This is a genomic window from Candidimonas humi (genome assembly GCF_019166065.1).
Lineage (GTDB): Bacteria > Pseudomonadota > Gammaproteobacteria > Burkholderiales > Burkholderiaceae_B > Candidimonas > Candidimonas humi.
On the sequence record NZ_JAHTBN010000001.1, the window covers coordinates 196,304 to 219,602 of the forward strand.

Genomic DNA, 23,299 nt, shown 5'->3' on the forward strand with positions numbered 1-23,299 from the left:
GATGTGACCCCGGACGGCGATGCCCGGGGATCCGTATCCGCGCGGCGCCTTTATTTTTCTTCGAGCTTGGGCAGCGGGGCGTTGCCGGCGGAACTGAGCAGGCCGCTGCGCGCGTAAGTCATCAGCTTCTCGCGCGTGTCGACGATGTCCAGCGTGCGCATGGTGAGCTGGCCGATGCGGTCTAGCGGCGAGAACGCCGATTCGCCTTTTTCCATGGTGAGCCGCTCGGGCTTGTAGGTCAGGTTGGGCGAGGTGGTGTCGAGGATCGAATAGTCGTTGCCGCGGCGCAGTTCCAGCGTGACTTCGCCGGTGACGGCGCGCGCCACCCAGCGCTGCGCGGTTTCGCGCAGCATCAGCGCCTGCGGGTCGAACCAGCGGCCCTGGTAGAGCAGCCGGCCCAGGTGGCGGCCATTGTCGCGGTACTGCTGGATGGTATCTTCATTGTGGATACCAGTGACCAGGCGTTCGTAGGCGGCGAACAGCAGCGCCAGCCCCGGGGCTTCGTAGATGCCGCGGCTCTTGGCTTCGATGATGCGGTTCTCGATCTGGTCGCTCATGCCCAGTCCGTGGCGCCCGCCGATGCGGTTGGCTTCGAGTATGAGTTCGACGGCGTCGGTGTATTCCACTCCATTGAGAGCCACCGGGCGGCCTTCTTCGAAGCGGACCCGGACTTCTTCGGGCTTGACGGCGACGTCTTCGCGCCAGAAAGCCACGCCCATGATGGGCTGCACGATCTTGATGCCGCGGTTCAGGTGCTCGAGATCCTTGGCCTCGTGCGTGGCCCCCAGCATATTGGAATCGGTCGAGTAGGCCTTTTCCGCCGACATGCGATAGTCGAAGCCGGCCTGGCGCATGAATTCGGACATTTCCGCGCGTCCGCCCAGCTCATCGATGAAGGCCTGGTCGAGCCAGGGCTTGTAGATCTGCAGGTTCGGGTTGGTGAGCAGGCCGTAGCGGTGGAAGCGCTCGATGTCGTTGCCCTTGAAGGTGCTGCCGTCGCCCCAGATATTGACGTCGTCTTCCTTCATGGCGGCCACCAGCATCGTGCCGGTCACGGCCCGCCCCAGCGGCGTGGTGTTGAAGTAAGTGATGCCGGCGGTGGAAATATGGAAGGCCCCGGACTGCAGCGCGGCAATGCCCTCGGCCGCCAGTTGCTGGCGGCAATCGACCAGGCGCGCCTTTTCCGCGCCGTATTCGCGGGCGCGGCGAGGGATGTCTTCGTAGTCGGGCTCGTCGGGCTGGCCGAGATTGGCGGTGTAGGCGTAGGGAATCGCGCCTTTCTGGCGCATCCAGAGCAGGGCCGCACTGGTGTCCAGGCCGCCGGAAAAGGCAATGCCGACGCGCTTGCCGGTGGGGATATGCTGCAGAATGTGGGTCATCGGTATGGATTTGAAGAATATGGGTCGTGGACGGACGCCGCAGTGTCGCCCGGCGCAGGGCGGCATCTCGGCGCCAGCCCGTCATTGTACGCGGTCGCCGTGCGGCCCGCAGGGCGGCGCGAACTCAGAATGCGCTTTCGGCCAGGTTTTTCTCTTCGAGTATGTCGCGCAAGGTATTGGACCGCGAGTGCCCCCCGAAGCAGCAGTCTGCGGCTTCGTCGGCCAGCCCGCAGCCGCCCAGCAGCGGGCAGCGGCCGAAAAGCTCCGCCAGCCAGTCCACGAACACACGCACTTTGGGCGACAAATGCCGGTTGCGCAGGTAGACCACTGAAATAGGCATGGGCGCGGGCACGCATGCCGGCAGCACCTCGCGCAGCGCGCCCGATTCCAGGTGCGGCAGCACCATGTAGCGCGCCACCTGGATCAGCCCGAAGCCCTGCAAGGCGCAGGCCACGTAGGCTTCCGCGTCGTTGACCGAGACGGTGCTGGACATGGCCACATCGGTGGCGGCGCCGTCGATCATGAAACTCCAGTCGATATTGCGCCCAGTGCGGCTGGAAAAATAGTTCACCGCGTAATGGTTCTGCAGGTCTTCCAGGCTTGCGGGTTCGCCATGCCTTTCCAGATAGGACGGCGCCGCGCAAGTGACGCTGGAGAAAGTGCCTATGCGCTTGGCCACCATGCTGGAGTCCTGCAGGGCGCCCACGCGTATCGCGCAGTCCACCGCTTCCTGCACCAGGTCCACGGGACGGTCGCCCAGGCCTATGGCCAGTTCGATGTCCGGGTAGCGGCTGTGGAACTCGCATAGCGCGGGAATCAGGACCAGCCTGCCTATGGACGAAGGCGCATCGATGCGCAGGCGCCCCTTGGGGCCGCGGGTCACGTCCTGGAAGGCCGCTTCCGCTTCTTCCAGGTCGGCCAGGATGGCGGCGCAGCGTTCGTAATAGGCGGCGCCGTCCGGCGTCAGGCTGAGCCGGCGGGTGCTGCGGTTCAAGAGCCGCACTTGCAGGCGGCGCTCCAGCCTCTGGATGGCGTTGGTCACGGTTGCGCGGGGCAGGCCCAGGCTGTCGGCGGCCTTGGTAAAGCTGTTGGCATCGACGACGCGCATGAAGACTTGCATGGCTTGGAAGCGGTCCATGGATGGATTCCCGGAGGCGTGTCGGGCGCAGCGCGGCCGTGCTGGACGGAAGCTGCGCCGGACGGATTGTTCATTCTGGATGAATAGTGTTCGCAAATAATAGATATTTATCTGGATTCAATCAACATTAATAATGCATACCTTTCGGACGATTCCGCCGGCGCCCGCGATGGCTGCCCGCGGCGACTGGCCCTGGGGAGGGCCGCGCCGCGTGGGCTGGAACTTGTCGGCCCGTCGAGGCCCGCGCCCTCAGGGGTGGCCTGACGACACGGCCGGCGGATACGCGAATCACAATATCCAAGAGGGATTCCATGCATTTCCCATACAAACGATCGGCCTTTGCGGCCATCGCCCTGTTGGCCGCCATGGGCGGCGGGTTTGCCGCCCTGCATTCCGACGCGAGCCAGGCAAAGGCCGGCGCCGCGTCACAGGCTCCTGCCGTCCCGGTCGACGCGGCCGCGGCGCTCGGCCGCGACATAACCGACTGGCATGAATATTCCGGCCGGCTCGAAGCCGTGAACCGGGTCGAGATCCGGCCGCTGGTGTCCGGCACCTTGATCGCCGTGCACTTCAAGGACGGCAGCCTGGTGCACAAGGGCGACGAACTGTTCACCATCGATCCGCGCCCCTATGCTGCCGCAGTGGATCGCGCACGCGCCCAATTGGCGGCGGCGCGCGCCCGGGCCGCCTATGCGGATTCCGACCTGGCCCGCGGCCGGCGCCTGCTGGCCGACAACGCCATCGCGCGGCGCGATTTCGACGAGAAGCGCAACGTCCAGCGCGTGGCCGCGGCCGATCTGCAGGCGGCGCAGGCCGCGCTGGAATCCGCGCAGCTCGACCTGGAACACACGCGCATCGTCGCGCCGATTTCGGGCCGGGTCTCGCGCGCCGAAATTACCCCGGGCAATGTGGTGTCGGCCGACGCAGGCTCCAGGCCGCTGACTACCCTGGTGTCGGTGGCGCGCATGTATGCCTCGTTCAATGTGGACGAGCAAAGTTTCCTGCAGTTCGTCGCACCGGCCCACGGGGCGCAGTTGCCGGTGTACCTGGGCCTGGCCGACGAGCGCGGCTATCCGCGCAAGGGCCGGCTGGAATCCGTGGACAACCGGCTGGATACCGCTAGCGGCACCATACGCGTAAGGGCGGTGTTCGACAACGCCGACGGCGCACTCGTGCCCGGGCTGTATGCCCGCATCCGGCTGGGCGGCGGCGTCCCGCACCCGGCGGTGCTGGTCGACGAAAAAGCGGTGGGCACCGACCAGGACAAGCGCTATGTGATCGTCATCGATGCCGCGGGCCGCGCCCATTATCGCGGCGTGCGCATAGGAAGCGCCTACGAGGGCTACCGGGTCGTCGAAAGCGGCCTGAAACCGGGCGAGCGCATCGTCGTCGACGGCCTGCAGCGCGTGCGCCCCGGCGACAGGCTGAATGCCAGGACGGTCTCCATGCAAGGGGCCGACGCGAACCTGGCGGCGGCCGAGCCTGCGGGCGCCGGCAAATCCTGAGCGCGCCGCGCCGGCCCGGACGCTGACTCGACTGCCGCAACGCGGCGCTCGGGGCCTGGCCGGCCGCCCGAGGGCCCCGCGTGTCCCCGGGACAAGCCGGGCGCCGGGCCGCGCAGGCCGCGGCAAGCTGGTGCGCCAAGATGGGCGCGGCCCTCCGCTTGCGCCACACATCAATCGGAAACTCCATGAATATCTCGAAATTCTTCATCGACAGGCCCATATTCGCCGGCGTGCTGTCGATCCTGATCCTGCTGGCCGGCGCGCTGGCGATGTTCCGCCTGCCGATATCGGAATACCCCGAGGTCGTGCCGCCTTCGGTGGTGGTGCGTGCGCAATACCCGGGGGCCAATCCCAAGGTCATCGCCGAAACGGTCGCCGCGCCGCTGGAAGAAGCTATCAATGGCGTGGAAGACATGCTGTACATGCAATCCCAGGCCAATAGCGACGGCAATCTGACCTTGACGGTGAATTTCCGCCTGGGCGTGGACCCCGACAAGGCCCAGCAACTGGTGCAGAATCGCGTGGCGCAGGCGCTGCCGCGCCTGCCCGAGGACGTGCAGCGCCTCGGCGTCACGACGGTCAAGAGTTCGCCCACGCTGACCATGGTGGTGCACTTGATCTCGCCCGACAATCGCTATGACATGACGTACCTGCGCAATTATGCGGTGCTGAATGTGAAAGACCGGCTGGCGCGCATCCCCGGCGTGGGCGAAGTGCAGCTCTGGGGCGCGGGCGACTATGCCATGCGCGTCTGGCTCGATCCGCACAAGGTGGCGCAGCGCGGCCTGACGGCGGCCGACGTGGTGGCGGCCATACGCGAGCAGAACGTGCAGGTAGCCGCCGGCGTGATCGGCGCGGCGCCCAGTTCGCCCGACGTGCCCATGCAGTTGTCCGTCAATGCCCAGGGACGCCTGCACACTGCGGAAGACTTCGCCAATATCGTGCTCAAGACTTCGGACGATGGCGCGGTGACCCGGCTGGGCGACGTGGCGCGCGTGGAATTGGCGGCTTCGGAATACGGGCTGCGTTCGCTGCTGGACAACAAGCCGGCGGTGGCGCTGGGCATCATGCAGTCGCCGGGCGCCAATGCGCTGGCGGTTTCCGACCAGGTCCGGGCGGCCATGAAAGAACTGTCCGCCGACTTCCCGGGCTCGGTGCAGTACCGCATTGTCTATGATCCGACGCAGTTCGTGCGTTCCAGCATCAAGGCAGTGGTCGAGACGCTGCTGGAAGCCATCGCCCTGGTGGTGCTGGTGGTGATCGTGTTCCTGCAGACCTGGCGCGCCTCCATCATCCCGCTGCTGGCGGTGCCGGTCTCCATCATCGGCACTTTCTCCCTGCTGCTGGCCTTCGGCTACACCATCAATGCGCTGTCGCTGTTCGGGCTGGTGCTGGCCATAGGCATCGTGGTCGACGATGCCATCGTGGTGGTGGAAAACGTCGAACGCAACATCGCCGCCGGCCTCGCGCCGCGCGCGGCTACCTATCGCGCCATGCGCGAAGTCAGCGGCCCCATCATCGCCATCGCGCTGACGCTGGTGGCGGTGTTCGTGCCCATGGCTTTCATTACCGGCCTGAGCGGGCAGTTCTTCAAGCAGTTCGCCATGACGATCGCCATTTCGACGGTGATCTCGGCCTTCAATTCGCTGACGCTGTCGCCGGCCCTGGCGGCGCTGCTGCTCAAGGGGCACGATGCGAAGCCCGATGCGCTGACCCGTGTCATGAACCGCGTGCTCGGCGGCTTCTTCGCGCGCTTCAACCGGTTTTTCGGCTGGTCCTCGCGGCGCTATTCCACGGGCGTGTCGGGAGTGATCGCGCGCAAGGCATCCTCCATGGGGGTGTACCTGCTGCTCCTGGCGCTTACGGCGGGCGTGTCCTATATCGTTCCGGGCGGCTTCGTGCCGGCGCAGGACAAGCAATACCTGATCGCCTTCGCCCAGTTGCCCAGCGGCGCATCGCTGGACCGCACGGAATCGGTGATACGCAGCATGAGCGACATAGGCCTGAAGCAGCCCGGCGTCGAAGACGCGGTGGCATTTCCCGGCCTGTCCATCAACGGCTTTACCAACAGTTCCAGCGCCGGCATCGTGTTTTTCACGCTCAAGCCCTTCGGCCAGCGCCGTGGCGCCGACTTGTCCGCGCAGGCCATCACCGCCGCGCTCAACCAGAAGTTCGCCGCCATCAAATCGTCCTTCATCGCCGTCTTTCCGCCGCCGCCGGTCATGGGGCTGGGCACCATGGGCGGCTTCAAGCTGGAACTGGAGGACAGGGGTGCGCTGGGCTACAACCAGCTCTATGCCGCGACCCAGGCCTTCCTGGCCCAGGCGCGCAAGACGCCGGAACTCGGCCCGGCGTTTTCCAGCTACGAGGTTAATGTGCCGCAACTGGACGTAGACCTGGATCGCGTCAAGGCCAAGCAACTGGGCATACCCGTTACCGATGTGTTCGACACGATGCAGATCTACCTCGGATCGCTGTACGTGAACGACTTCAACCGCTTCGGCCGCGTGTACCAGGTGCGGGTGCAGGCCGATGCGCCGTTCCGCGCGCGACCCGAGGACATCCTGCAGCTTAAGACCCGCAACAGGGCCGGCGACATGGTGCCGCTGTCGACGCTGGTGAAGGTCGAGCCCGGCCATGGGCCCGAGATGGTGGTGCGCTACAACGGCTACACGGCGGCCGACATCAACGGCGGCCCGGCGCCCGGCTATTCGTCGGACCAGGCGCAGGCCGCCGCCGAGCGCATCGCCGCGCAAACCCTGCCGCGCGGTGTCAAGTTCGAATGGACGGACCTGACCTATCAGCAGATCCTGGTGGGCAATGCCGGCGTCTGGGTGTTTCCCATCAGTGTGCTGCTGGTGTTCCTGGTGCTGGCCGCCTTGTATGAAAGCCTGGCGCTGCCGCTGGCGGTGATCATGATCGTGCCCATGGGCGTGCTGGCCGCGCTGACCGGCGTCTGGCTGACGCGCGGCGACAACAACATCTTCACCCAGATCGGCCTGATGGTGCTGGTGGGCCTGGCTTGCAAGAACGCCATCCTGATCGTGGAGTTCGCCCGCGAACTGGAACTGCAAGGCAGCAGCGCGGTAAAGGCGGCGATCGAGGCATGCCGCCTGCGCTTGCGGCCCATCCTGATGACGTCGATCGCCTTCATCATGGGCGTGGTGCCCCTGGTCACCGCCAGCGGCGCGGGGTCCGAAATGCGCCATGCCATGGGCGTGGCGGTGTTCTTCGGCATGCTCGGGGTGACGTTCTTCGGGCTCTTCCTGACGCCGGTGTTCTATGTGCTGCTGCGCGCGCTGGGCAAGCGCAGCCTGCATTCGGCCGCGCGACACGAGGCCCCGGCGCCGCTGGGCGCGGCCGCGGGCGAGGCGCAAGACGCGCCTTCCGCCTGACACGTACCGCACTCTCTGGAATTTCTATGTGGAACTTTGAAAAATTTATCGGCAAGGCCGGCAGGCTGTCGGCCGGCATGATCCTGGCGCTATTGGCCGCCTGCGCCACGCAGCCGCGCTACCAGAAGCCGGCGGTGGACACGCCGCCGGCCTTCAAGGAGGCTTTCATGCCGGCGCAGGCGGCCCGGCAATGGAAGGCCGCGCAGCCCGCGGAAGCCCTGGCGCGCGGGCAGTGGTGGAAGATATTCGGCGATGCGCGGCTCGATGCGCTCGAGCAACAGGCCATGGCGGGCAACCACGACGTGCAGGCCGCGGCCGCGAGGCTCGGCCAGGCGCGCGCCATGTTGCGCGGCTCGCGTTCGGCGCTGCTGCCGCAGGTCGACGCGGGCTTCGGGCCGACCCGCCAGCGCGCGTCCAATGCGTCCCAGGGCTTGCCGCAGGACGCGCCCAATGCGCCCTTTACCTTGTGGCGCACGCAACTGGGCATTTCGTACGAAGCCGATTTGTTCGGCCGGGTGTCCTCGTCCGTGGATGCCGCGACTGCCGACGCGCAGCGTAGCGCGGCCCTGTACCGCTCCGTCCTGCTTGCGCTGCAGGCCGACGTGGCGCAGGCCTATTACCGCATACGCGAGCTGGACGCCGAGCAGGCGCTCTACCACGAGACCGTGGGCTTGCGCGAACATGCCTTGCAACTGATGCAGCGCCGCTACGCGGACGGCGACATCGGCCGGCTGGACGTGGCGCGGGCCGAATCCGAGCTGGCTTCGACGCAGTCCGATTCCCTGGGCATCGCGCGGCGCCGCGCCGCCGCCGAGCATGCGCTGGCGATACTGCTGGGCAAGGCGCCCGCGGAATTTTCCATGGCGGCGCAGCCCTTGCAGCGTGTGGCGGTGGATATCCCCGCAGGCCTGCCGTCGTCGCTGCTGGAACGGCGTCCGGACATCGCCGCGGCCGAGCGCGCCATGGCCGCGGCCAATGCCCGCGTGGGCGCGGCCCGCGCGGCATTCTTCCCGCGGCTGGACCTGACCGGCGCGCTGGGCTATGAATCCGCGCAGTTGAGCGATGTGTTCCTGTGGTCCAGCCGTACCTTCCTGGTCGGGCCGCTGGTGGGCACCATGCTGTCGCTGCCGATATTCGACGGCGGCAGGCGCCAGGCGGGCCTGGATCGCGCCCGTGCCCAATACCAGGAAGACGTGGCCGACTATCGCCAGAAAGTGCTGGTGGCTTTCAGGGAAGTGGAAGACAGCCTTGCCAACCTGCGCATCCTAGGCCAGCAGACCCAGGTGCAGGACAGGGCGCTGCAGGCCTCCGCGTACGCCGCCCGCCTGCTGCACGTGCAATACCGGGAAGGCTCCATCAATTACCTGGACGTGATCGACGGCGACCGTGTCCTGCTGCAGCAGCGCCGCACGGCCGTGCAGCTGGACGGCGAGCGTGCCGCTGCAGCGGTGAGCCTGGTACGTGCGCTGGGCGGAGGCTGGGGCCGGCCGCAAGCGGCCGCGCGGGATCAGGCTCCGCCGTCCGTGGCCAGCCTGTCCATGGACGCCACCCGCCACCACTGAGGCAGCAACTCGCGCACCTCGCTGCGCTCGTAGCGGTCGTCGATCAGGTACAGCACGCCGCGGTCGTCCTGGCCGCGGATGACGCGGCCCGCGGCCTGCACCACTTTGCGCAGGCCGGGATACAGATAGGCGTAGTCGTAGCCGCGGCCGAAGGCGGCGTCCATGCGCCGCATGATTTCTTCGTTGACGGGATTGATCTGCGGCAGCCCGAGCGTGGCGACGAAGGCGCCGATCAGGCGCCGCCCGGGCAGGTCCACGCCTTCGGCGAAGGCGCCGCCCAGCACCGCGAAGCCTATGCCGCTGCCGTGCTCGGTGAAATTTTCCAGGAAGGCGTGGCGCTCGGCTTCGTTCATCGAAGGCGCCTGCACCCAGACGGGAATGTCGGGGTGCAACTGGCGGAACATATCTGCGAGCTGCCCGAGATAATCGAAGCTGCTGGCGAAAGCCAGGTAGTTGCCGGGCCGCGCCCGGTATTGTTGTGCCACCAGCTGGGCCATCGGCGCGAGCGAGGCCCGGCGATGCTTGTAGCGCGTAGAGATATGCCGGGCTACATAAACCTGCAACTGCTCGGCCTTGAACGGCGATTCCACGCCGGCCCAGGCGGCCTGGGCGGGCAGCCCCAGGGTGTCCACGTAGTAATTCCAGGGAGCCAGCGTGGCCGAGAACAGCGTGCAGGTATGCGCCGCGGCGTAGCGCTCGGCCAGGAACGGGGCGGGGATGAGATTCCTGATGCACAGCGTCGATAGCCCGCGCGCGCCGCCCGCCGCGGGCGCTTCGGCCAGGCTCGTGTCCAGCACCGAATGGGCGCGATCGTAGAGTTCGGCCATTTGCAGGAAATGCAAGGCATCGAAATAGAAGCGCAGCAGCGCGCCGTCGGCGCTGCGCGGGTTCGCTTCCTGGTCGTCGGACAGCACGCCGACGGCGCGCTGCAGGGCGGCGATGAGGGCTTCGGGCAGTTCGTCGCGCGTCTCGTAAGCCTGGGCCTGGTCCGCGACCAGTGCGCTCCAGCGGCGCGCCACGGCGTCCAGCGCGCTCCTGGCTTCGGCGGGCGCTTCGCGGCGCGCCGCCGACAACTGGGATCGGTGCAGTTGCGCCGTGTACATGCCGCGCGCGCGATCGAGCAGATTGTGGGCTTCGTCCACCAATACCCCGACACGCCATTCATGGTCTTGCGCCAGGCGATACAAGGGCGCGTGCAGGTCGAAGTAATAATTGAAGTCGCCTACCGCCACATCGCACCAGCGCATCAAGTCCTGCCCCAGGTAATAAGGGCACACTTGATGTCGGGCCGCAACTGCGCGCAGGGCAGGGCGGTCGAGCTGGGCTCCGTGCAGCGCTTCTGCCCGGGCTGCGGGCAGGCGATCGTAGAAGCCCTGGGCCAGCGGGCAGGACTCGCCGTGGCAGGCCTTGTCGGGATGTTCGCAGGCCTTGTCGCGCGCCTGCAGTTCGAGCACCCGCAAGGCGCCGGGCGCGGCCTGGGCCGCCGCGATCCGTTGCAGCGCCTGCAGCGCCGGCGCGCGCCCCGGCGTCTTGGCCGTCAGGAAGTAGATCTTGTCCAGGCCCTGGGCCGGCATGGCCTTCAGCAGCGGAAACAAGGTGCCAATGGTCTTGCCGATGCCGGTCGGGGCCTGCGCGCCCAGGCACAGCCCCTTGCGCGCGGCGTTGTAGACGGCCACGGCCAGCGGCCGCTGGCCGGGCCGGAAGCCGGGGTAGGGGAATTGCAGTTGCGCCAGGGCCGCGTCGCGCCGCGCGCGGTGCGCCAGTTCCTGTTCGGACCATGCCAGGAAGCTCGCGCACAGCGCCTCGAAGCGCAGGCGCAGGTCCGCCGCGTCGTGGGTCTCGGCAAGCACGGTTTCCCGTTGCGTGCCGATGTCGAGATAGACCAGCGCCACTTCGATCCGCGCCAGCCCCCGTTGCCGGCACATCAGGTGCGCATAGGTAAGCGCCTGGGCCCAGTGCAGGTGACGGTGGTTTTCGGGCATGCGCCGCAGCTCGCCGCGGTAGGTCTTGATTTCTTCGAGGCGATTGCGCGCCGGATCGTAGCCGTCGGCGCGGCCGCGCACCCGCAGATGGCGGTACTCGCCGTCGAGGGCCACTTCGGCCTGGTAGCCGGCGCCGCGCTGCGACCTGACCCAGGCATGGCCGGCAATGCCTTCGCGGGCGCTGGGCGCCGGCGTGAAGCGCAGGTCGAGGTCGCCGCGGCGCGCGCCGAATTCGCACAGGGCGCGCACGGCGATGGTGTAGACACTTGCAGAGTCGCCGGGCCGTTCATCTACCAGGGCATTCATGTTGCCGCGGCTTCCCATTGCACGTGGCACACCGCCACCGGCATGCCGTGCTCGATGCAGTCTTCGAGCCAGCGGCGCTGATTGTCCTGGACCCGGTCGCCCGGCCCCTTGACCTCGACCAGGCGGTAGCCGCGGGCTTCCGGCCAGAACTGGATCAAATCGGGCAGGCCCGAGCGGTTGCCGGCCGGGTCGGCCAGCAGGCGTTCGAACCAGCGCCGCAGGTGCGCCGGCGGAATACATTCCAGGGCAAGTTCCAGCAGTGTCTCGTCCAGGGCCTGCCAGGCGACGAACTGGGACTGCAGGCCGGTCTTCTCGCGGAAATTGCGCAGGATGGCGCGCTTGTATGCGCCGTCGTCCAGGCGCGCCAGGCATGCGTCGAACAAGGCCTGGCGCCGCTTGCGGAAATCCGGGCTGCGCAGGTCCGCCGGCCCGCTCTGGAACGGATGGAAGAATGCCCCCGGTATTGCGGCATACAGCGCGTCCCAGCACAACAGGCCGAACAGCGCGTTGATCAAGGTGTTCTCGACGTAATAGGCCGGGCCGCCGTCTTGTTCCAGATGGGCTCTGGCCGCTTCTTCCACCCAGCCCGGCGCCGGCGGCAGGCACAGATGCATGACGGGAATGGCGCCTGCCTTGCGCACCGGCGTCGCGGGCCGGCCCAGATTGCGCCGCAGCCTGGGCCCGATGCGCCGCAAGGCCTGCAGTTCCGCCTCGCCGGCGCGCCCTTGCTCGACAATGGCTTCGAGCCAGCGCAGCGCGGCGCGTTCGCGCTCCAGGCGTTCCAGCACGCGGATGGCGCGCACCCGGCATGCGCCGGGACCGCCGCGCCGGTAGGCTGCGAGAGCCGTGGGCAGTTCGCCCGATCTTTCGAGCTGCCTGCCGATATGTTCCAGCAGCCGCACGCGCCGGCGTTCGACCCATTCATTGGCGTAGGGCCGCGGCGCAATCGAGGGCAGCAGGGCGGCGGCCGGTACGCCGGCTTCCAGCCGTGCGCCGCAGTCGTGCAGGAACAGATAATCGTCGATATCGGCGCGGCGCTGGAAGGCGCGCGCCGACGGCGCGAAATCGACTTTTTCGTAGCGATACATGCCGAGATCGGCGAGCACGAATTCGGTCCAGTCCTGGCGCAGGTTGCCGAAGAACATCAGGCGCACGCGTTCGCACAACGGCATGACTCGCAGTTCATAGACGCGGCCCGCGGCCTCGGGGTGCCAGGCGGACAAGGCTTGCGCTTGTTCGCGGCCCGGCAGCAGGGCTGCCAGCAGTTCGACCTTGCGGCAGGCCGCCGCCGCGGGCCTGCCGAACATTTGTGCCAGTTCCGCCTTGCCGTACAGGGCGAAGAGCTGTTCGAGATCGAGCAGGGGGTCGGCTGCGACCCAGCCGCGTTCGGCCAGGGCGGCCGCGGCCGCATCGGGGCAGCCGATTTCCGGGTAGCGCAGCTTGTCGCTGCGAAACAATGTGCCCTTGCGCACGACCATGCGCACGAGCAGCGCCCGCGACGCGCGCGGCAGCGTGGGGAATTCGTCGATGAAGCCCAGTTCCGCGGCGTCGAGCAGGTCGGCGCTGCGCGTGCGCACCCAGTCGAGCGCCGTCTCGAAGTTGGTGAGGTAGTAGTAGGGATCTTCCAGGACCCGCTTCATGGTTGCTGATTGGGCTTCGAGGCTGTCATGGCCATATCGGCATGGCGCGATGGCTGTGCCGATAGGCGCGGCAGCGCAAATAGGGCGATGGAACGTGGCGGCAAATGCATGGCCTGCCTGGGGATCCCGTGCGGCATGCGTAGCGGAAACCCGCCTGGCGACATACTGTACATCAATACAGTATGCGATGCACATTTACATGCATTTACAATGCATCGCACGCGGGCCGCCCGCACACCTCCTGGAATCCACGATGCTCATTTCGAAACTGCCGTACCGGTTCATGTTCGTCCTTGCCGTGCTGCTGTTCTCGGGAGCTTCCTGGCTCGGCCTGCCCAGGCCGGCGGCCGCGGCCGAGCTGCTCGATCGCACGCCGCGCATCGCCGTGATCTCGGCCTTCGAGCCCGAACTGGCCTTGCTGCTGAAAAAAGTGCATGCGCCGCACAGGTATTCGGCCAATGGCGTGCAGTTCACCACCGGCACGCTGCAGGGCAAGCCCGTGGTGCTGTTTCTCAGCGGCATCAGCATGACCAATGCCGCCATGACCACGCAGCTCGCGCTGGATCGCTTCCGCATCAGCCATATTGTCTTCAGCGGCATCGCCGGCGGCGTCAATCCCGACCTGCACATTGGCGATGTCACCGTGGCGCAGCGCTGGGGCCAGTACCTGGAGCTGGTGATGGCGCGCGAAACCGGGCCGGGCGTATTCAGCCCGCCGCCCGGCAAGGATTCCCTGAAGCTGCCTCATTTCGGCATGATGTTCGTCCGGCCCGTACGGGTGCGGTCGGCCGCGCATCCGCAACTGGAAAGCAAGTTCTGGTTCGATGTGGATCCGCACATGCTGGCGGTGGCGCGCGGCCTGGGCAAGGTACACCTGGGCGCCTGCGACCACGCCGGCAAGTGCCTGAACCGGCCGCCCGAACTGGTGGTGGGCGGCAGCGGTGTCTCGGGCTCGGCCTTTGTGGACAATGCGGCGTTTCGCCGCTACGTATACGATACTTTCCATGCCAATGTGCTGGACATGGAAAGCGCGGCCTGCGCGGCGGTAGCCTACAGCAACGGGGTGCCGTTCATCGCCTTCCGTTCGCTCAGCGACCTGGCCGGAGGCGGCGAAGGCGTGAACGAAATGCATACCTTCCTGAGCATCGCGGCGGACAATTCCGCCAAAGTGCTGCTGGCTTTCCTGGCCGCGTGGCACTGATTTACGTATCCTGAACGCAGGCCTGCGGGCCGGGCAAGCAGGCCACCGTCCATTCCACGAGGCGCTCGATGAACGACATTGCAGCAGAACTGATCCGCCGCCTCGGCCTGCAGCCGCATCCCGAGGGCGGCCATTATCGCGAGACCTATCGCAGCGCGCAGCAGGTGCTGCGCACCGCCGCCGGCCCTGCACGCAGCGCCGGCACGGCCATCTATTACCTGTTGCATGCGGGGGCTTATTCCGCCTGGCACCGCATCGCCTCGGACGAAATCTGGCATTTCCACGCGGGCTGCGACTTGCACGTGCACGTCCTGCGGGCTGGGGCGGGCCTGGCCAGCCATAGGCTGGGCGATGCCTTGCGCGATCCGGCGGCGTCTTACCAGGTGGTGGTGCCGGCCGGCAGTTGGTTCGCCGCGGAACTGCTCGAACCCCAGGGCTATGCGCTGGTGGGCTGTACGGTGGCGCCAGGCTTCGAATTCAGCGAGTTCGAGCTGGCCGAGGTAGCCGCGCTGCTGGCCGATCATCCCGATCACGCGGACTTGATTCGCAGGCTTGCGCCGCAGCACTGAGCCTGCGCCGTTGCGGCCGGCGCGCGCCCCGGCCTTACTTGCCGAACAGGCGCGCGATGCCTCCCACCAGGTGCGCGGTCATGGCGTCGCGGGCCGCCGCGGGGTCGCCCGAGGCGATCGCCTGCTCGATGGCGGCATGTTCGCGATATACATCCTGCATGCGCAGCGCCAGCGGCCGGTCCGACAACTGGCGTATCAGCCCGATGCTGAATCGGGTCTGCTCGGCCAGCGCTTCCATGGTCATGGAAAAAAAGCGGTTGCCGCTGGCCTGGGCTATGGCGGCGTGGAAGGCGATGTCTTCTTCGATGCCGTCGCCGCCGGCCGCCATGGCGGATTCCAGCCGGCGGCGGCGCCGGCCGATTTCGGCGAGGCTTTCGCGATCGTGGTGCACGGCGGCGCGCGCCGCCATTTCCCCTTCCAGGCTGCTGCGGAATTCGAGAAAGCTGCGCACGTCGGGAATGCTGGTCAGCGGCCCGAAGCTGACTTTCGGCGTCGTTGCGGCCGAGCTGTCGGCGACATAATTCCCCGCGCCTTTGCGCGTGGAAATCCGCCCCTCGGCGCGCAGCCGGGCCAGGGCCTGCCTGAGCACCGGCCGTGAGACGCGCAAGCGCTGCGACAGCTCGTTTTCGGACGGCAGCCGCGATTGCGGCGGCAGCTCTCCGGAACCCAGCAATGCCGTCAGTTCTTCGTAGACCACATCGCCCAATAGGCGTTCTGCGCGAGGATTGTTCATGGGGCGTAAGTGTGAGGCAAGTTTCGGGGCATGAGCAAGCCGGGCCGGCTTAGCATGTAAAATCAGTAAATCATAAAATTAATAATACAAGAATTTGATTGACAGATTTTACACGGCTGAGCAGAATACCGTGCATTCGCATTCGTCAACCAAGCTCGTGGGGCCTCCTTCTTATGTCACGCATCACCGCAATACGCAGCATACGCATTGCCGAACGACCCAATCTCATCTGGGTGGAAATAGAAACCGAAGACGGGCTGACCGGCCTGGGGGAATCCTTTCGCGGCGCACAGGCGGTGGAGGCCGTGCTGCACGAGCAGGTGGCGCCCTGGCTGCTGGGGCGCGACGCCCGGCACATCGAGGCAGTCTCGAACCATCTCATGAATCCCTATCTGGGCTTCGACGGCACGGGCGCGGAAATCCGCGCAGCCAGCGCCGTGGACATTGCTCTCTGGGACCTGGCCGGACAGCGCCAGGGCGTGCCCGTGCATGTGGCGCTGGGCGGCGGTGTGCGCGACAGCATCCGCGTCTATAACACCTGCGCCGGCTATGCCTACAACACCGCGGGCGTCAACCGGCGCCATGCGACGTCCGGCGATGCCATGGCGGGCCCCTACGACGACCAGGTGGCCTTCATGACGGACGCCGGCCGCCTGGCGGAAAGCCTGCTGGACGAGGGCTATGCGGCCATGAAGATCTGGCCCTTCGACAGCTATGCGGCGGCCAGCGGCGGCCATCTGATCACGCTGGCCGACCTGAAGGCGGGGCTCGAGCCTTTCCGCAAGGTGCGCCAGGCGGTGGGCGATCGCATCGAAGTCATGTGCGAGCTGCATAGCCTCTGGGATGCGCCGGCCGCGGCGCGCATCTGCCAGGCGCTGGAAGACTATGGCGTGTTCTGGGCCGAAGACCCGATATCCAAAATGGGCGATGCCGTCGCGCTGGCCGACTTGCGCGCCCGCACCCGTACGCCGATCTGCGGCAGCGAGACCCTGGGCGGCGCCCGCTCGTTCCGCGAGCACCTGGCCGCCGGCGCCCTGGATATCGTCATGCTCGACCTGGCCTGGTGTGGCGGCCTGACCGAAGGGCGCAAGATCGCGGCCCTGGCGCAGACCTATGCCAGGCCCATCGCGCCGCACGACTGCACCGGCCCGGTAACGCTGATGGCCGGCCTGCAACTGGCCCTGCATGCACCCAATGCCATATTCCAGGAGGTGGTGCGAGCGACGCTGGCGAGCTGGTACCGCGACCTGGTCACCGGCCTGCCCGAGGTGCGCGAGGGCATGGCCCAGGCGCCCACCGCGGCGGGACTGGGCATGGCCCTGGCGCCCGACGTGCACCGGCGGCCCGACGCCACGCTGCGAGTGAGCGGGGCGGCGCGATAGTCTGCCGCCGATCGGCGCGCCGCCCGCCATGCGCTGCCGGCGAGGCCGCTATACCAGTGTTGCCGAAAGAGCGGCCCCGGGCAGAATCCGGGTCGAACTCGATTGACAGATTCCATCTTCATGCCCGAGAATTCAGCTCGGCCAAATTCTTAAAATCTGACGTCGTACAACTTGGAAAATATTTAATGAATACCAAGTAGATATTTAGAGTTGTGTAGTCAGAACATATCGTATTTCACATTTTTACTGCCATGGAGGACACATGTCCAAGTTCAAGATCCTGATGGGCGCCGCACTGCTGGCGGCCGGCGTCGCGACCGCCCAGGCCGCGCCTTACCCGAACCATGCCGTCACGATTGTCGTGCCGTTCCCGGCCGGCGGGTCCACCGACTATGCAGGGCGGCTCGCGGCCGACATTCTGTCCAAGCAACTGGGCGGCAATTTCATCGTCCAGAACAAGCCCGGAGCCACCGGCTCCATAGGCGCGGCTGAAGTCAAGCGGGCCGCGCCCGACGGCTACACCTTGCTGGTGTCTTCGCCCGCCGTGTTCTCCATCAACCAGTACCTGTTCAAGAGCCTGCAATACGATCCGGTCAAGGACTTCGATCCCATCACCATCCTGGTGCGCGCGCCCAACGTGCTGGTGGCCAATCCCAAGGCCCCGGCGCTGGACGTGCCCAGCCTCATCAAGGCGCTTAAAGAGCATCCCGGCACCTTGACTTTCGCCTCTTCGGGCAATGGCGCCACCGATCACCTGACGGCCGAGCTTTTCTGGCAGAAGACCGGCACCAAGGGCCTGCATGTGCCTTACAAGGGCGGTGCGCCCGCCATCGCCGACCTGATGGGCGGCCAGGTGCAGTATTCCTTCCAGAACGTCAATGCCGTGATAGGCCAGATTCGCGCCGGCAAGCTCAAGGCGCTGGCCGTGACGGCCGACGAGCGCTCGCCTGTGCTGCCCGACGTGCCCACCATGGCCGAAGCAGGCGTTCCGGGCCTGGCGGTCTATTCCTGGCAGGCCGCCGTGGCCCCGCATGGGATACCCGCCGATATCCAGGCCAAGCTCAACCAGGCGCTCGCCAAAGGCCTGCAGCAGCCGGACGTCAAGGCCAAGCTCGAGCACCTGGGCTTCCAGGTCGTGGGCGACACGCCCGAGCAGTTCCGCCAGTTCCAGTTGCAGGAAATGGCGCGCTGGAAGAAGGTCATAGAAACCGCGCACATCAGCATCAACTGATAGCAAGGCCCGGCGCGGCCCCAGCGGCAAGCCCAGGGTCGCAGGGCCTTGCCGCGTCCGGAGCCGCGGGCAAGCAAGCCCCGGCCGCCGTGCATCGCACCCCAAAAGCTGGACGCCGGTCCAGCCCTTGGGGTGTTTTTCATGGCTTGCGCATCAATCGATCAGCTTGCCCTCGGCATCGTAAAAAGGATACCTGCCGCCGTAGTCTTCGACGTATACGGTGTGGGTTACCCAGCGGCCCTGCACGCGGGCGTGCATATGCAGCGCGGGCGGCTCCATGATGAAGGCGCTGGGGCCGTCTGGCACGAGGTCGTAGGCCACCTGGTGGGCCGGGGAAGGGCAGATGCTGGCCACGGTGTGCGCATAGCGCATCGTCACCGAGCGATGCACGTGGCCGCAGATCAGGCGCTCGACGTTGTCGTAGCCCGACAGCAGCGCTTCCAGGCGCTGTGCGTCGGCCGGCGCCAGCGCCTGCCTGTCCATGTGATCGATGCCGCAGGAAAACGGCGGATGGTGCATGCCTATCATCACGGTCTTGCCGCGCCGCGCCTCGAGCTGCGCAGCCAGCCACGACAAGCGTTCGCCGTCGAGGCGGCCGCCGCTATTGGGCAGGTCTTGCGTGTCCAGCGCCAGCAGGCTGATTTCGTCGAAGTCGATGGCGTACTGCACATAGCCCGGGCCGCTGCCCAGGTAGGTATGCTCCGGAAAGGCTGCGCGCAGGTTCTCGCGATGGTCGTGGTTGCCCACCATCAGGTAGTAGGGCATTTCCAGCAGCGACAGTTCGCGGCGCAGCGAGGCATATTCCTGCGGTGCGCCGAAATCGGCGAGGTCGCCGGTGATGACCAGCGCATGCGGGCGCGGTGCCAGCGCGTTGAGCTTGGCCACGCAGCGGCGCAGATAGGCCGTGGTGTCGACTTTCTTGTAGGCCAGCAGGCCCGGCCTCTTGATGTGCAGATCGCTGATCTGCGCTAGCAGCATGCTCATTGATGTACCTTTCCGTCGCGTTGCGGCATTTTTTCCGGGTGCGGGGCGCGCGGCCTCATTGCCCGCCCACGATCAGCAGGCGCTCGGCGGGGATGCGCACGCCCACTTCCTCGCCCGGCTGCAAGGTGCTGCGGCTGGGGGCTTCCACGCAGACGCGCGTCTCGGACAGGCCGTCCAGGTAGACGCGGCTGCGGTCGCCCAGGAACTGCACACTGGCCACCGTGCCCCGCAGATCGGCCTCGGCCGCGGGCAGCAGGCTGGCGTCCTCGGGCCTGAAGTGGATTTCCGCGAGGCCCGCGGCGCCTTGCGGGCAGGGCAGCCTGCCGCCCCGCACATGGAATTCGCCGTCGCGGAATTCGCCGCGCAGGCTGTTGAGCGAGCCCAGGAACTGCGCCACGTGGCGGCTGCCCGGGTGGAAATAGATTTCGTGCGGCGTGCCAGCCTGTTCGATGCGGCCGTTGCTCATGACCACGACGCGGTCGCCCAGCACCATGGCCTCGGCCTGGTCGTGGGTGACGTACACCGTGGTCACGCCCAGGTTCTTCAGCAGCAGGTCCATGTCGGTGCGCAGCGTCTCGCGCAGCTTGGCGTCCAGCGCCGTGAGCGGCTCGTCCAGCAGCAGCACGCGCGGTTCCGGGGCCAGGGCGCGAGCCAGCGCCACGCGCTGCTTCTGGCCGCCCGACAATTGCGAGATCTGCTTGTCGCCGTGTTCGGTGAGGTGCACCAGTTCCAGCAGCTCGTCGACCCGCTGGCGGCGTTCGCGGACGGGCGTCTTCTTGATCTTCAGGCCGTAGCCGATGTTGTCGCGCACGCTGAAATTGGGAAACAGCGCATAGTTCTGGAACACCATGCCGACGCGCCGCTCTTCGATGGGCTTGGCGGTGACGTCCTCGTCGCCGAAGTACACGCGGCCGCCCGGATCGGGGCGTTCCAGGCCGGCGATCAGGCGCAGGGTCGTGGTCTTGCCGCAGCCCGAGGGGCCGAGCAGCACCACGGTCTCGCCGGCGCCTATGCTCAGGCTGGTGGGCTGCAGCACCCGGGCGTTCGAGCCGTAGGTCTTGGCGCAGTCTTCCAGCCTTATGGGGATCGAGTTCAGCTTCATTGGCGATGTGTTCTTGATGCGTTCAGGGCTTGCGGCGCTGCGAGCGGTCCATGGCCTGCAGCGCCAGCAGCAAGGGTATGACGATGACGAAGAAAATCGTCGTGTAGGCGCTGCCCACCTCGATGCGCAGCGACGCATAGGCATCGGCCAGCCCCACCGGCAGGGTCTTGGTTTCCGGCGTATGCAGCATCCAGGTCAGGTTGAATTCGCCCAGCGACAGGGTCACCACCATCAGGGCCCCGGCCGTGATGCCGGAACGGATGTTGGGGATCACCACGGTCGTGAAGCGCTGCACGAAGCGCGCGCCCAGGCTGGCCGCGCCTTCTTCGAGCAGGCGGATGTTCTGGCCGGCACAGGCGGCGGCCACCGAGCGCACCATGAAGGGCAGGGTGAACACCACGTGGCCGACGATGATGAACCAGAGGCTGACGCGGAAGTCGCGCAGGCCGCCGTAGACGCTGATGATGGCCAGGGCGCTGGCCAGGCCGGGCAGGGCGATGGGCAGGGTGATCAGTTCTTCGATCAGGCGCGCGGCGCGGCTCTGCCAGCGCGACAGCACATAGCCGGCCGGCACCCCGACCAAGGTCACGACGACCAGGGTGCACGCGGCCACCAGCAGCGAATTGACGATGGCGCCGTGGTAGTCGGTAAGAACCTGAATCACCCACTTCAAGGTCAGCCCCGCCTTGATGCCCCGGAAATAATTGACCGAGAAGCCGGTCAGCGCCGAGGCGATCACCGGCACGAACAGGAACGCGCATAGCGCCAGCGTAACGACAAGCTGCGCGGCGAACAGCAGGCGCTTGCGCAGCTTCATCAGCCCCCCGCCGCCATGGTGGCCGGGCCGGCCGCGTTGCGCGCCAGCATGAGTATGGCCCAGGTGACCACGCCGAGAATCACGCTCAGCGCCGCGGCCGTGACCAGATTGGCATTGAGCGTGAACTCGGTGTAGATCGTCATGGGCAGCACATTGATGTCGGTGGCCAGCGTGAAGGCCGTGCCGAAGGCGCCGATGGAAGTGGCGAAGCAGATGGCCCCCGAGGCGATCAGCGAGGGCGCGAGCGCGGGCAGGGTGACGTCGCGCATCACCGCCCAGGACCCGGCGCCCAGCGAGCGCGCGGCCTCGGCCACCGACTTGTCCAGCGATTGCGCGGCGGCCATCACCGCCAGCACGATCTTGGGTATGGAAAAGTACAGGTAGCCCAGGAACAGGCCCGACATGGAATAGGCGAACACCAGCTTGTGGCCGAACAGCGCCTGGCTGGCGCTGCCGATCAGGCCCTGGCGCCCGGCCAGCATGATCACCATGAAGCCCACCACCACGCCGGGGAAGGCCAGCGGCAGCGTCAGCAGCGACACCAGCAGCCGCTTGCCGGGAAATTCGTGCTCCGTCAGGAACAGCCCGGCGATGACCGACAGCACGATGGTGGCGGCGGTCACCACCAGCGACAGCAGCACCGTCTGCCACAGACTGCTGAGATAGCGCGCATCGGTGAGTATGGCCGCGTAGGTGGCCAGGAAATGCCCGCCCGCGCTGATGCGCACCAGCACCGCGATGGGTATCAGCCAGAACGCGGCGAACAGGCTCAGTGCGGGCAGCAGCAGCGCCAGGCGCCACTGGGCGGGCAGGGTCAGGTCACGCATGGGGCGGCCGGCTTGCGCGTCAGTGGACTTGGTCCAGGTACAGGCGCTGGAAGGGCTCCTGCTGCTTGGCGACCTCCGCGTAGTTCACCGTCTTGGCGCGCGCATAGTCCGAGGCCGGCAGGAACTTGGCCGCGATGTCGGCGGGGATCTTCACATTGCGCACCGGCTTCAGGAACGCATTGGCCCAATGCGCCTGGCCCTTGTCCGACAGCAGGTAGTCCAGCACCTTGTGGGCGTTTTCCGGATGGGGCGCGCCCTTGACCATGGCCATCACGTACGGGAACGAGACCGTGCCTTCCTTGGGAATCACGAAGGCGATATTGGCGTGGTCCTTGTACTTGCCGCGGTAGGCATTGAAGTCGAAGTCGATCAGGATGGGAATCTCGCCCGAGAGCACGCGCGCATAGGCGGTCTGCTTGGGGATGATGGCCTGGTTCTGCTTGAGCTTCTTGAAGTAGTCGATGACCGGCTTGAAGTTGGACAGCGAGCCGCCCAGCGACTGGTTGATGGCGATGGCCGCGGCATAGCCGACGAAGGCGCTGCTGGGATCCAGGCAGCCCACCATGCCCTTGTACTCGGGCTTGAGCAGGTCGGCCCAGGATTGCGGCACCGGCTTGCCTTCGAGCGCGTCCTTGTTGATGAACAGCCCGACGGTGCCGGAATGGATCGCGAACCAGTGGCCGTTGGGGTCTTTCAGGTCGGCGGGGATTTCGTCCCAGTGCTTGGGCTTGTAGGTGCCCAGCACGTCGTACTTCATGGCCTCGATGGCCGAGGTGATGCCGAGGTAGACCACGTCGGCCACCGGGCTTTTCTTCTCGGCGATGATCTGGGCCAGCGACTGCCCGGAATTCTTGTTGTCCAGCGGCACGGTGATGCCGATGTCGCGCTTGATGTTCTTGACCTGGCCGGCCCAGTCGGCCCATTCGGGGGGACAGTTGTAGCAGATGGCCATTTCGTCGGCCCGGGCCGCGCCCGCGGCCAGGCAGGCCGCCATCGCGAACAGGCCGATCAGCCCACGCAGTAATGTCTTCATGTCTCGATTCCTTTGAAGTGGAGCGGGCGCCCGGCGGTGGATGCCAGGCCGTCGCCTGCCGCCGGCCCGCCCTGGTCAGTGAGCCGCAAAGGGTGGGCCACCCCTTGTGGAAGGCCAGAAGCTTCCCACGGACTCGTGACGCTTTTGTGACCGGCTTGCGCCATTTTTTTTCCGTATGGTTGAAAACGTTTTCATATGGCCCGGATGAAGTGTATATCAAGCCCCGGAGGATTCATCCCTAGGGAAACTACCGAGGCCAGGTGTCGGGAAGCACGCGGCGCCTTGCGTCTCGCTCCTGTACAGGTCCAGGGGTTCCGGACGGCTCTCGTGAATTCGGCATTGCCGGCGCGCGCACGGCCCCGGCTGGCACCGCTTAGGCGCGTCGGCCGCTGGCCTGCGAGGCGGCCCGTCGCGGCATCGGTAAAGATTGAGTACAGCTTGCGGCGGCGCGGGGCGGCAATCGGTCTTAAAATGGCCTATTTCGCCGCCGCGTCCGCCATGGCCCATGGGCCG

General features: G+C 66.7%; 17 protein-coding genes. 7 read left to right on the forward strand and 10 right to left on the reverse strand.

The genetic code is table 11. The features are described 5' to 3' along the window. Positions 1-50: 50 nt before the first annotated feature. Both argG and KVP10_RS00900 read right to left on the reverse strand, forming a co-directional pair. Complete coding sequence (gene argG / locus KVP10_RS00895) at positions 51-1,379, reverse strand: argininosuccinate synthase (RefSeq protein WP_217962583.1); 1,329 nt, start codon at positions 1,377-1,379, stop codon at positions 51-53. Between the two features lie 124 nt (positions 1,380-1,503). After that, on the reverse strand, positions 1,504-2,517 hold the full coding sequence (locus KVP10_RS00900) for a LysR family transcriptional regulator (RefSeq protein ID WP_217962584.1): 1,014 nt from the start codon (positions 2,515-2,517) through the stop codon (positions 1,504-1,506). 311 nt (positions 2,518-2,828) lie between these two features. On the opposite strand from KVP10_RS00900, the gene KVP10_RS00905 reads away from it, so the two are divergent. The 3 genes from KVP10_RS00905 (at position 2,829) to KVP10_RS00915 (ending at position 8,979) form a co-directional block, all read left to right on the forward strand. Then, positions 2,829-4,022, forward strand: coding sequence for an efflux RND transporter periplasmic adaptor subunit (locus tag KVP10_RS00905; protein ID WP_217962585.1), 1,194 nt, complete (start codon positions 2,829-2,831; stop codon positions 4,020-4,022). 185 nt (positions 4,023-4,207) lie between these two features. Beyond that, positions 4,208-7,417 (forward strand): efflux RND transporter permease subunit, encoded by a 3,210-nt coding sequence (locus tag KVP10_RS00910; protein WP_217962586.1) that lies wholly within the window; start codon positions 4,208-4,210, stop codon positions 7,415-7,417. A gap of 26 nt (positions 7,418-7,443) precedes the next feature. Beyond that, complete coding sequence (locus tag KVP10_RS00915; RefSeq protein ID WP_246600230.1) at positions 7,444-8,979, forward strand: efflux transporter outer membrane subunit; 1,536 nt, start codon at positions 7,444-7,446, stop codon at positions 8,977-8,979. On the opposite strand, the gene KVP10_RS00920 is transcribed toward KVP10_RS00915, so the two are convergent. Together KVP10_RS00920 and KVP10_RS00925 are read right to left on the reverse strand one after the other, a co-directional pair. Beyond that, positions 8,925-11,267 carry an ATP-dependent DNA helicase gene (locus tag KVP10_RS00920; protein WP_217962587.1) on the reverse strand — a complete coding sequence of 781 codons (2,343 nt, stop codon included), beginning with the start codon at positions 11,265-11,267 and terminating at the stop codon, positions 8,925-8,927. The two genes, KVP10_RS00915 and KVP10_RS00920, sit on opposite strands and share 55 nt — an antisense overlap. After that, positions 11,264-12,907, reverse strand: coding sequence for a VRR-NUC domain-containing protein (locus tag KVP10_RS00925; RefSeq protein ID WP_217962588.1), 1,644 nt, complete (start codon positions 12,905-12,907; stop codon positions 11,264-11,266). Before KVP10_RS00925 ends, KVP10_RS00920 begins: the two co-directional genes overlap by 4 nt. A 253-nt stretch (positions 12,908-13,160) precedes the next feature. Here KVP10_RS00925 and KVP10_RS00930 point away from each other — a divergent pair, with 253 nt between their 5' ends. Together KVP10_RS00930 and KVP10_RS00935 are read left to right on the forward strand one after the other, a co-directional pair. After that, positions 13,161-14,108, forward strand: coding sequence for a 5'-methylthioadenosine/S-adenosylhomocysteine nucleosidase (locus KVP10_RS00930; RefSeq protein WP_217962589.1), 948 nt, complete (start codon positions 13,161-13,163; stop codon positions 14,106-14,108). Positions 14,109-14,176: 68 nt separating this feature from the next. Continuing rightward, positions 14,177-14,677 carry a cupin domain-containing protein gene (locus tag KVP10_RS00935; protein WP_217962590.1) on the forward strand — a complete coding sequence of 167 codons (501 nt, stop codon included), beginning with the start codon at positions 14,177-14,179 and terminating at the stop codon, positions 14,675-14,677. A 34-nt stretch (positions 14,678-14,711) separates the two neighbouring features. Here the strand turns inward: KVP10_RS00935 and KVP10_RS00940 are convergent, their stop codons facing one another. Continuing rightward, a complete protein-coding gene (locus KVP10_RS00940; protein WP_217962591.1) occupies positions 14,712-15,410 on the reverse strand; it encodes a FadR/GntR family transcriptional regulator in 699 nt (232 codons plus the stop codon). A 173-nt stretch (positions 15,411-15,583) separates the two neighbouring features. Between KVP10_RS00940 and KVP10_RS00945 the strand changes: the two genes are divergently transcribed. Together KVP10_RS00945 and KVP10_RS00950 are read left to right on the forward strand one after the other, a co-directional pair. Then, a complete protein-coding gene (locus KVP10_RS00945) occupies positions 15,584-16,792 on the forward strand; it encodes a mandelate racemase/muconate lactonizing enzyme family protein (RefSeq protein ID WP_217962592.1) in 1,209 nt (402 codons plus the stop codon). Positions 16,793-17,054: 262 nt separating this feature from the next. Further along, entirely contained in the window at positions 17,055-18,023 is a 969-nt protein-coding gene (locus tag KVP10_RS00950; protein WP_217962593.1) for a Bug family tripartite tricarboxylate transporter substrate binding protein, read from the forward strand. Positions 18,024-18,176: 153 nt separating this feature from the next. On the opposite strand, the gene KVP10_RS00955 is transcribed toward KVP10_RS00950, so the two are convergent. The 5 genes from KVP10_RS00955 to KVP10_RS00975 form a co-directional block, all read right to left on the reverse strand. Beyond that, complete coding sequence (locus KVP10_RS00955) at positions 18,177-19,001, reverse strand: phosphodiesterase (protein ID WP_217963050.1); 825 nt, start codon at positions 18,999-19,001, stop codon at positions 18,177-18,179. Between the two features lie 61 nt (positions 19,002-19,062). Continuing rightward, positions 19,063-20,109, reverse strand: coding sequence for an ABC transporter ATP-binding protein (locus tag KVP10_RS00960; RefSeq protein ID WP_217962594.1), 1,047 nt, complete (start codon positions 20,107-20,109; stop codon positions 19,063-19,065). Between the two features lie 22 nt (positions 20,110-20,131). Beyond that, positions 20,132-20,926: an ABC transporter permease gene (locus tag KVP10_RS00965; RefSeq protein ID WP_217962595.1), complete on the reverse strand. Its 795-nt coding sequence runs from the start codon at positions 20,924-20,926 to the stop codon at positions 20,132-20,134. After that, positions 20,926-21,753 (reverse strand): ABC transporter permease, encoded by an 828-nt coding sequence (locus tag KVP10_RS00970; RefSeq protein WP_217962596.1) that lies wholly within the window; start codon positions 21,751-21,753, stop codon positions 20,926-20,928. Before KVP10_RS00970 ends, KVP10_RS00965 begins: the two co-directional genes overlap by 1 nt. 19 nt (positions 21,754-21,772) lie before the next feature. Then, positions 21,773-22,786 (reverse strand): ABC transporter substrate-binding protein, encoded by a 1,014-nt coding sequence (locus tag KVP10_RS00975; protein ID WP_217962597.1) that lies wholly within the window; start codon positions 22,784-22,786, stop codon positions 21,773-21,775. Positions 22,787-23,299 lie beyond the last annotated feature (513 nt).

What these genes read in the sequence shown, in the direction of transcription:
- argG (WP_217962583.1), bottom strand. Translation starts at nt 1,379, where the DNA reads ATGACCCACATTCTGCAGCATATCCCCACCGGCAAGCGCGTCGGCATT.
- KVP10_RS00900 (WP_217962584.1), bottom strand. Translation starts at nt 2,517, where the DNA reads ATGGACCGCTTCCAAGCCATGCAAGTCTTCATGCGCGTCGTCGATGCC.
- KVP10_RS00905 (WP_217962585.1), top strand. Translation starts at nt 2,829, where the DNA reads ATGCATTTCCCATACAAACGATCGGCCTTTGCGGCCATCGCCCTGTTG.
- KVP10_RS00910 (WP_217962586.1), top strand. Translation starts at nt 4,208, where the DNA reads ATGAATATCTCGAAATTCTTCATCGACAGGCCCATATTCGCCGGCGTG.
- KVP10_RS00915 (WP_246600230.1), top strand. Translation starts at nt 7,444, where the DNA reads ATGTGGAACTTTGAAAAATTTATCGGCAAGGCCGGCAGGCTGTCGGCC.
- KVP10_RS00920 (WP_217962587.1), bottom strand. Translation starts at nt 11,267, where the DNA reads ATGAATGCCCTGGTAGATGAACGGCCCGGCGACTCTGCAAGTGTCTAC.
- KVP10_RS00925 (WP_217962588.1), bottom strand. Translation starts at nt 12,907, where the DNA reads ATGAAGCGGGTCCTGGAAGATCCCTACTACTACCTCACCAACTTCGAG.
- KVP10_RS00930 (WP_217962589.1), top strand. Translation starts at nt 13,161, where the DNA reads ATGCTCATTTCGAAACTGCCGTACCGGTTCATGTTCGTCCTTGCCGTG.
- KVP10_RS00935 (WP_217962590.1), top strand. Translation starts at nt 14,177, where the DNA reads ATGAACGACATTGCAGCAGAACTGATCCGCCGCCTCGGCCTGCAGCCG.
- KVP10_RS00940 (WP_217962591.1), bottom strand. Translation starts at nt 15,410, where the DNA reads ATGAACAATCCTCGCGCAGAACGCCTATTGGGCGATGTGGTCTACGAA.
- KVP10_RS00945 (WP_217962592.1), top strand. Translation starts at nt 15,584, where the DNA reads ATGTCACGCATCACCGCAATACGCAGCATACGCATTGCCGAACGACCC.
- KVP10_RS00950 (WP_217962593.1), top strand. Translation starts at nt 17,055, where the DNA reads ATGTCCAAGTTCAAGATCCTGATGGGCGCCGCACTGCTGGCGGCCGGC.
- KVP10_RS00955 (WP_217963050.1), bottom strand. Translation starts at nt 19,001, where the DNA reads ATGCTGCTAGCGCAGATCAGCGATCTGCACATCAAGAGGCCGGGCCTG.
- KVP10_RS00960 (WP_217962594.1), bottom strand. Translation starts at nt 20,109, where the DNA reads ATGAAGCTGAACTCGATCCCCATAAGGCTGGAAGACTGCGCCAAGACC.
- KVP10_RS00965 (WP_217962595.1), bottom strand. Translation starts at nt 20,926, where the DNA reads ATGAAGCTGCGCAAGCGCCTGCTGTTCGCCGCGCAGCTTGTCGTTACG.
- KVP10_RS00970 (WP_217962596.1), bottom strand. Translation starts at nt 21,753, where the DNA reads ATGCGTGACCTGACCCTGCCCGCCCAGTGGCGCCTGGCGCTGCTGCTG.
- KVP10_RS00975 (WP_217962597.1), bottom strand. Translation starts at nt 22,786, where the DNA reads ATGAAGACATTACTGCGTGGGCTGATCGGCCTGTTCGCGATGGCGGCC.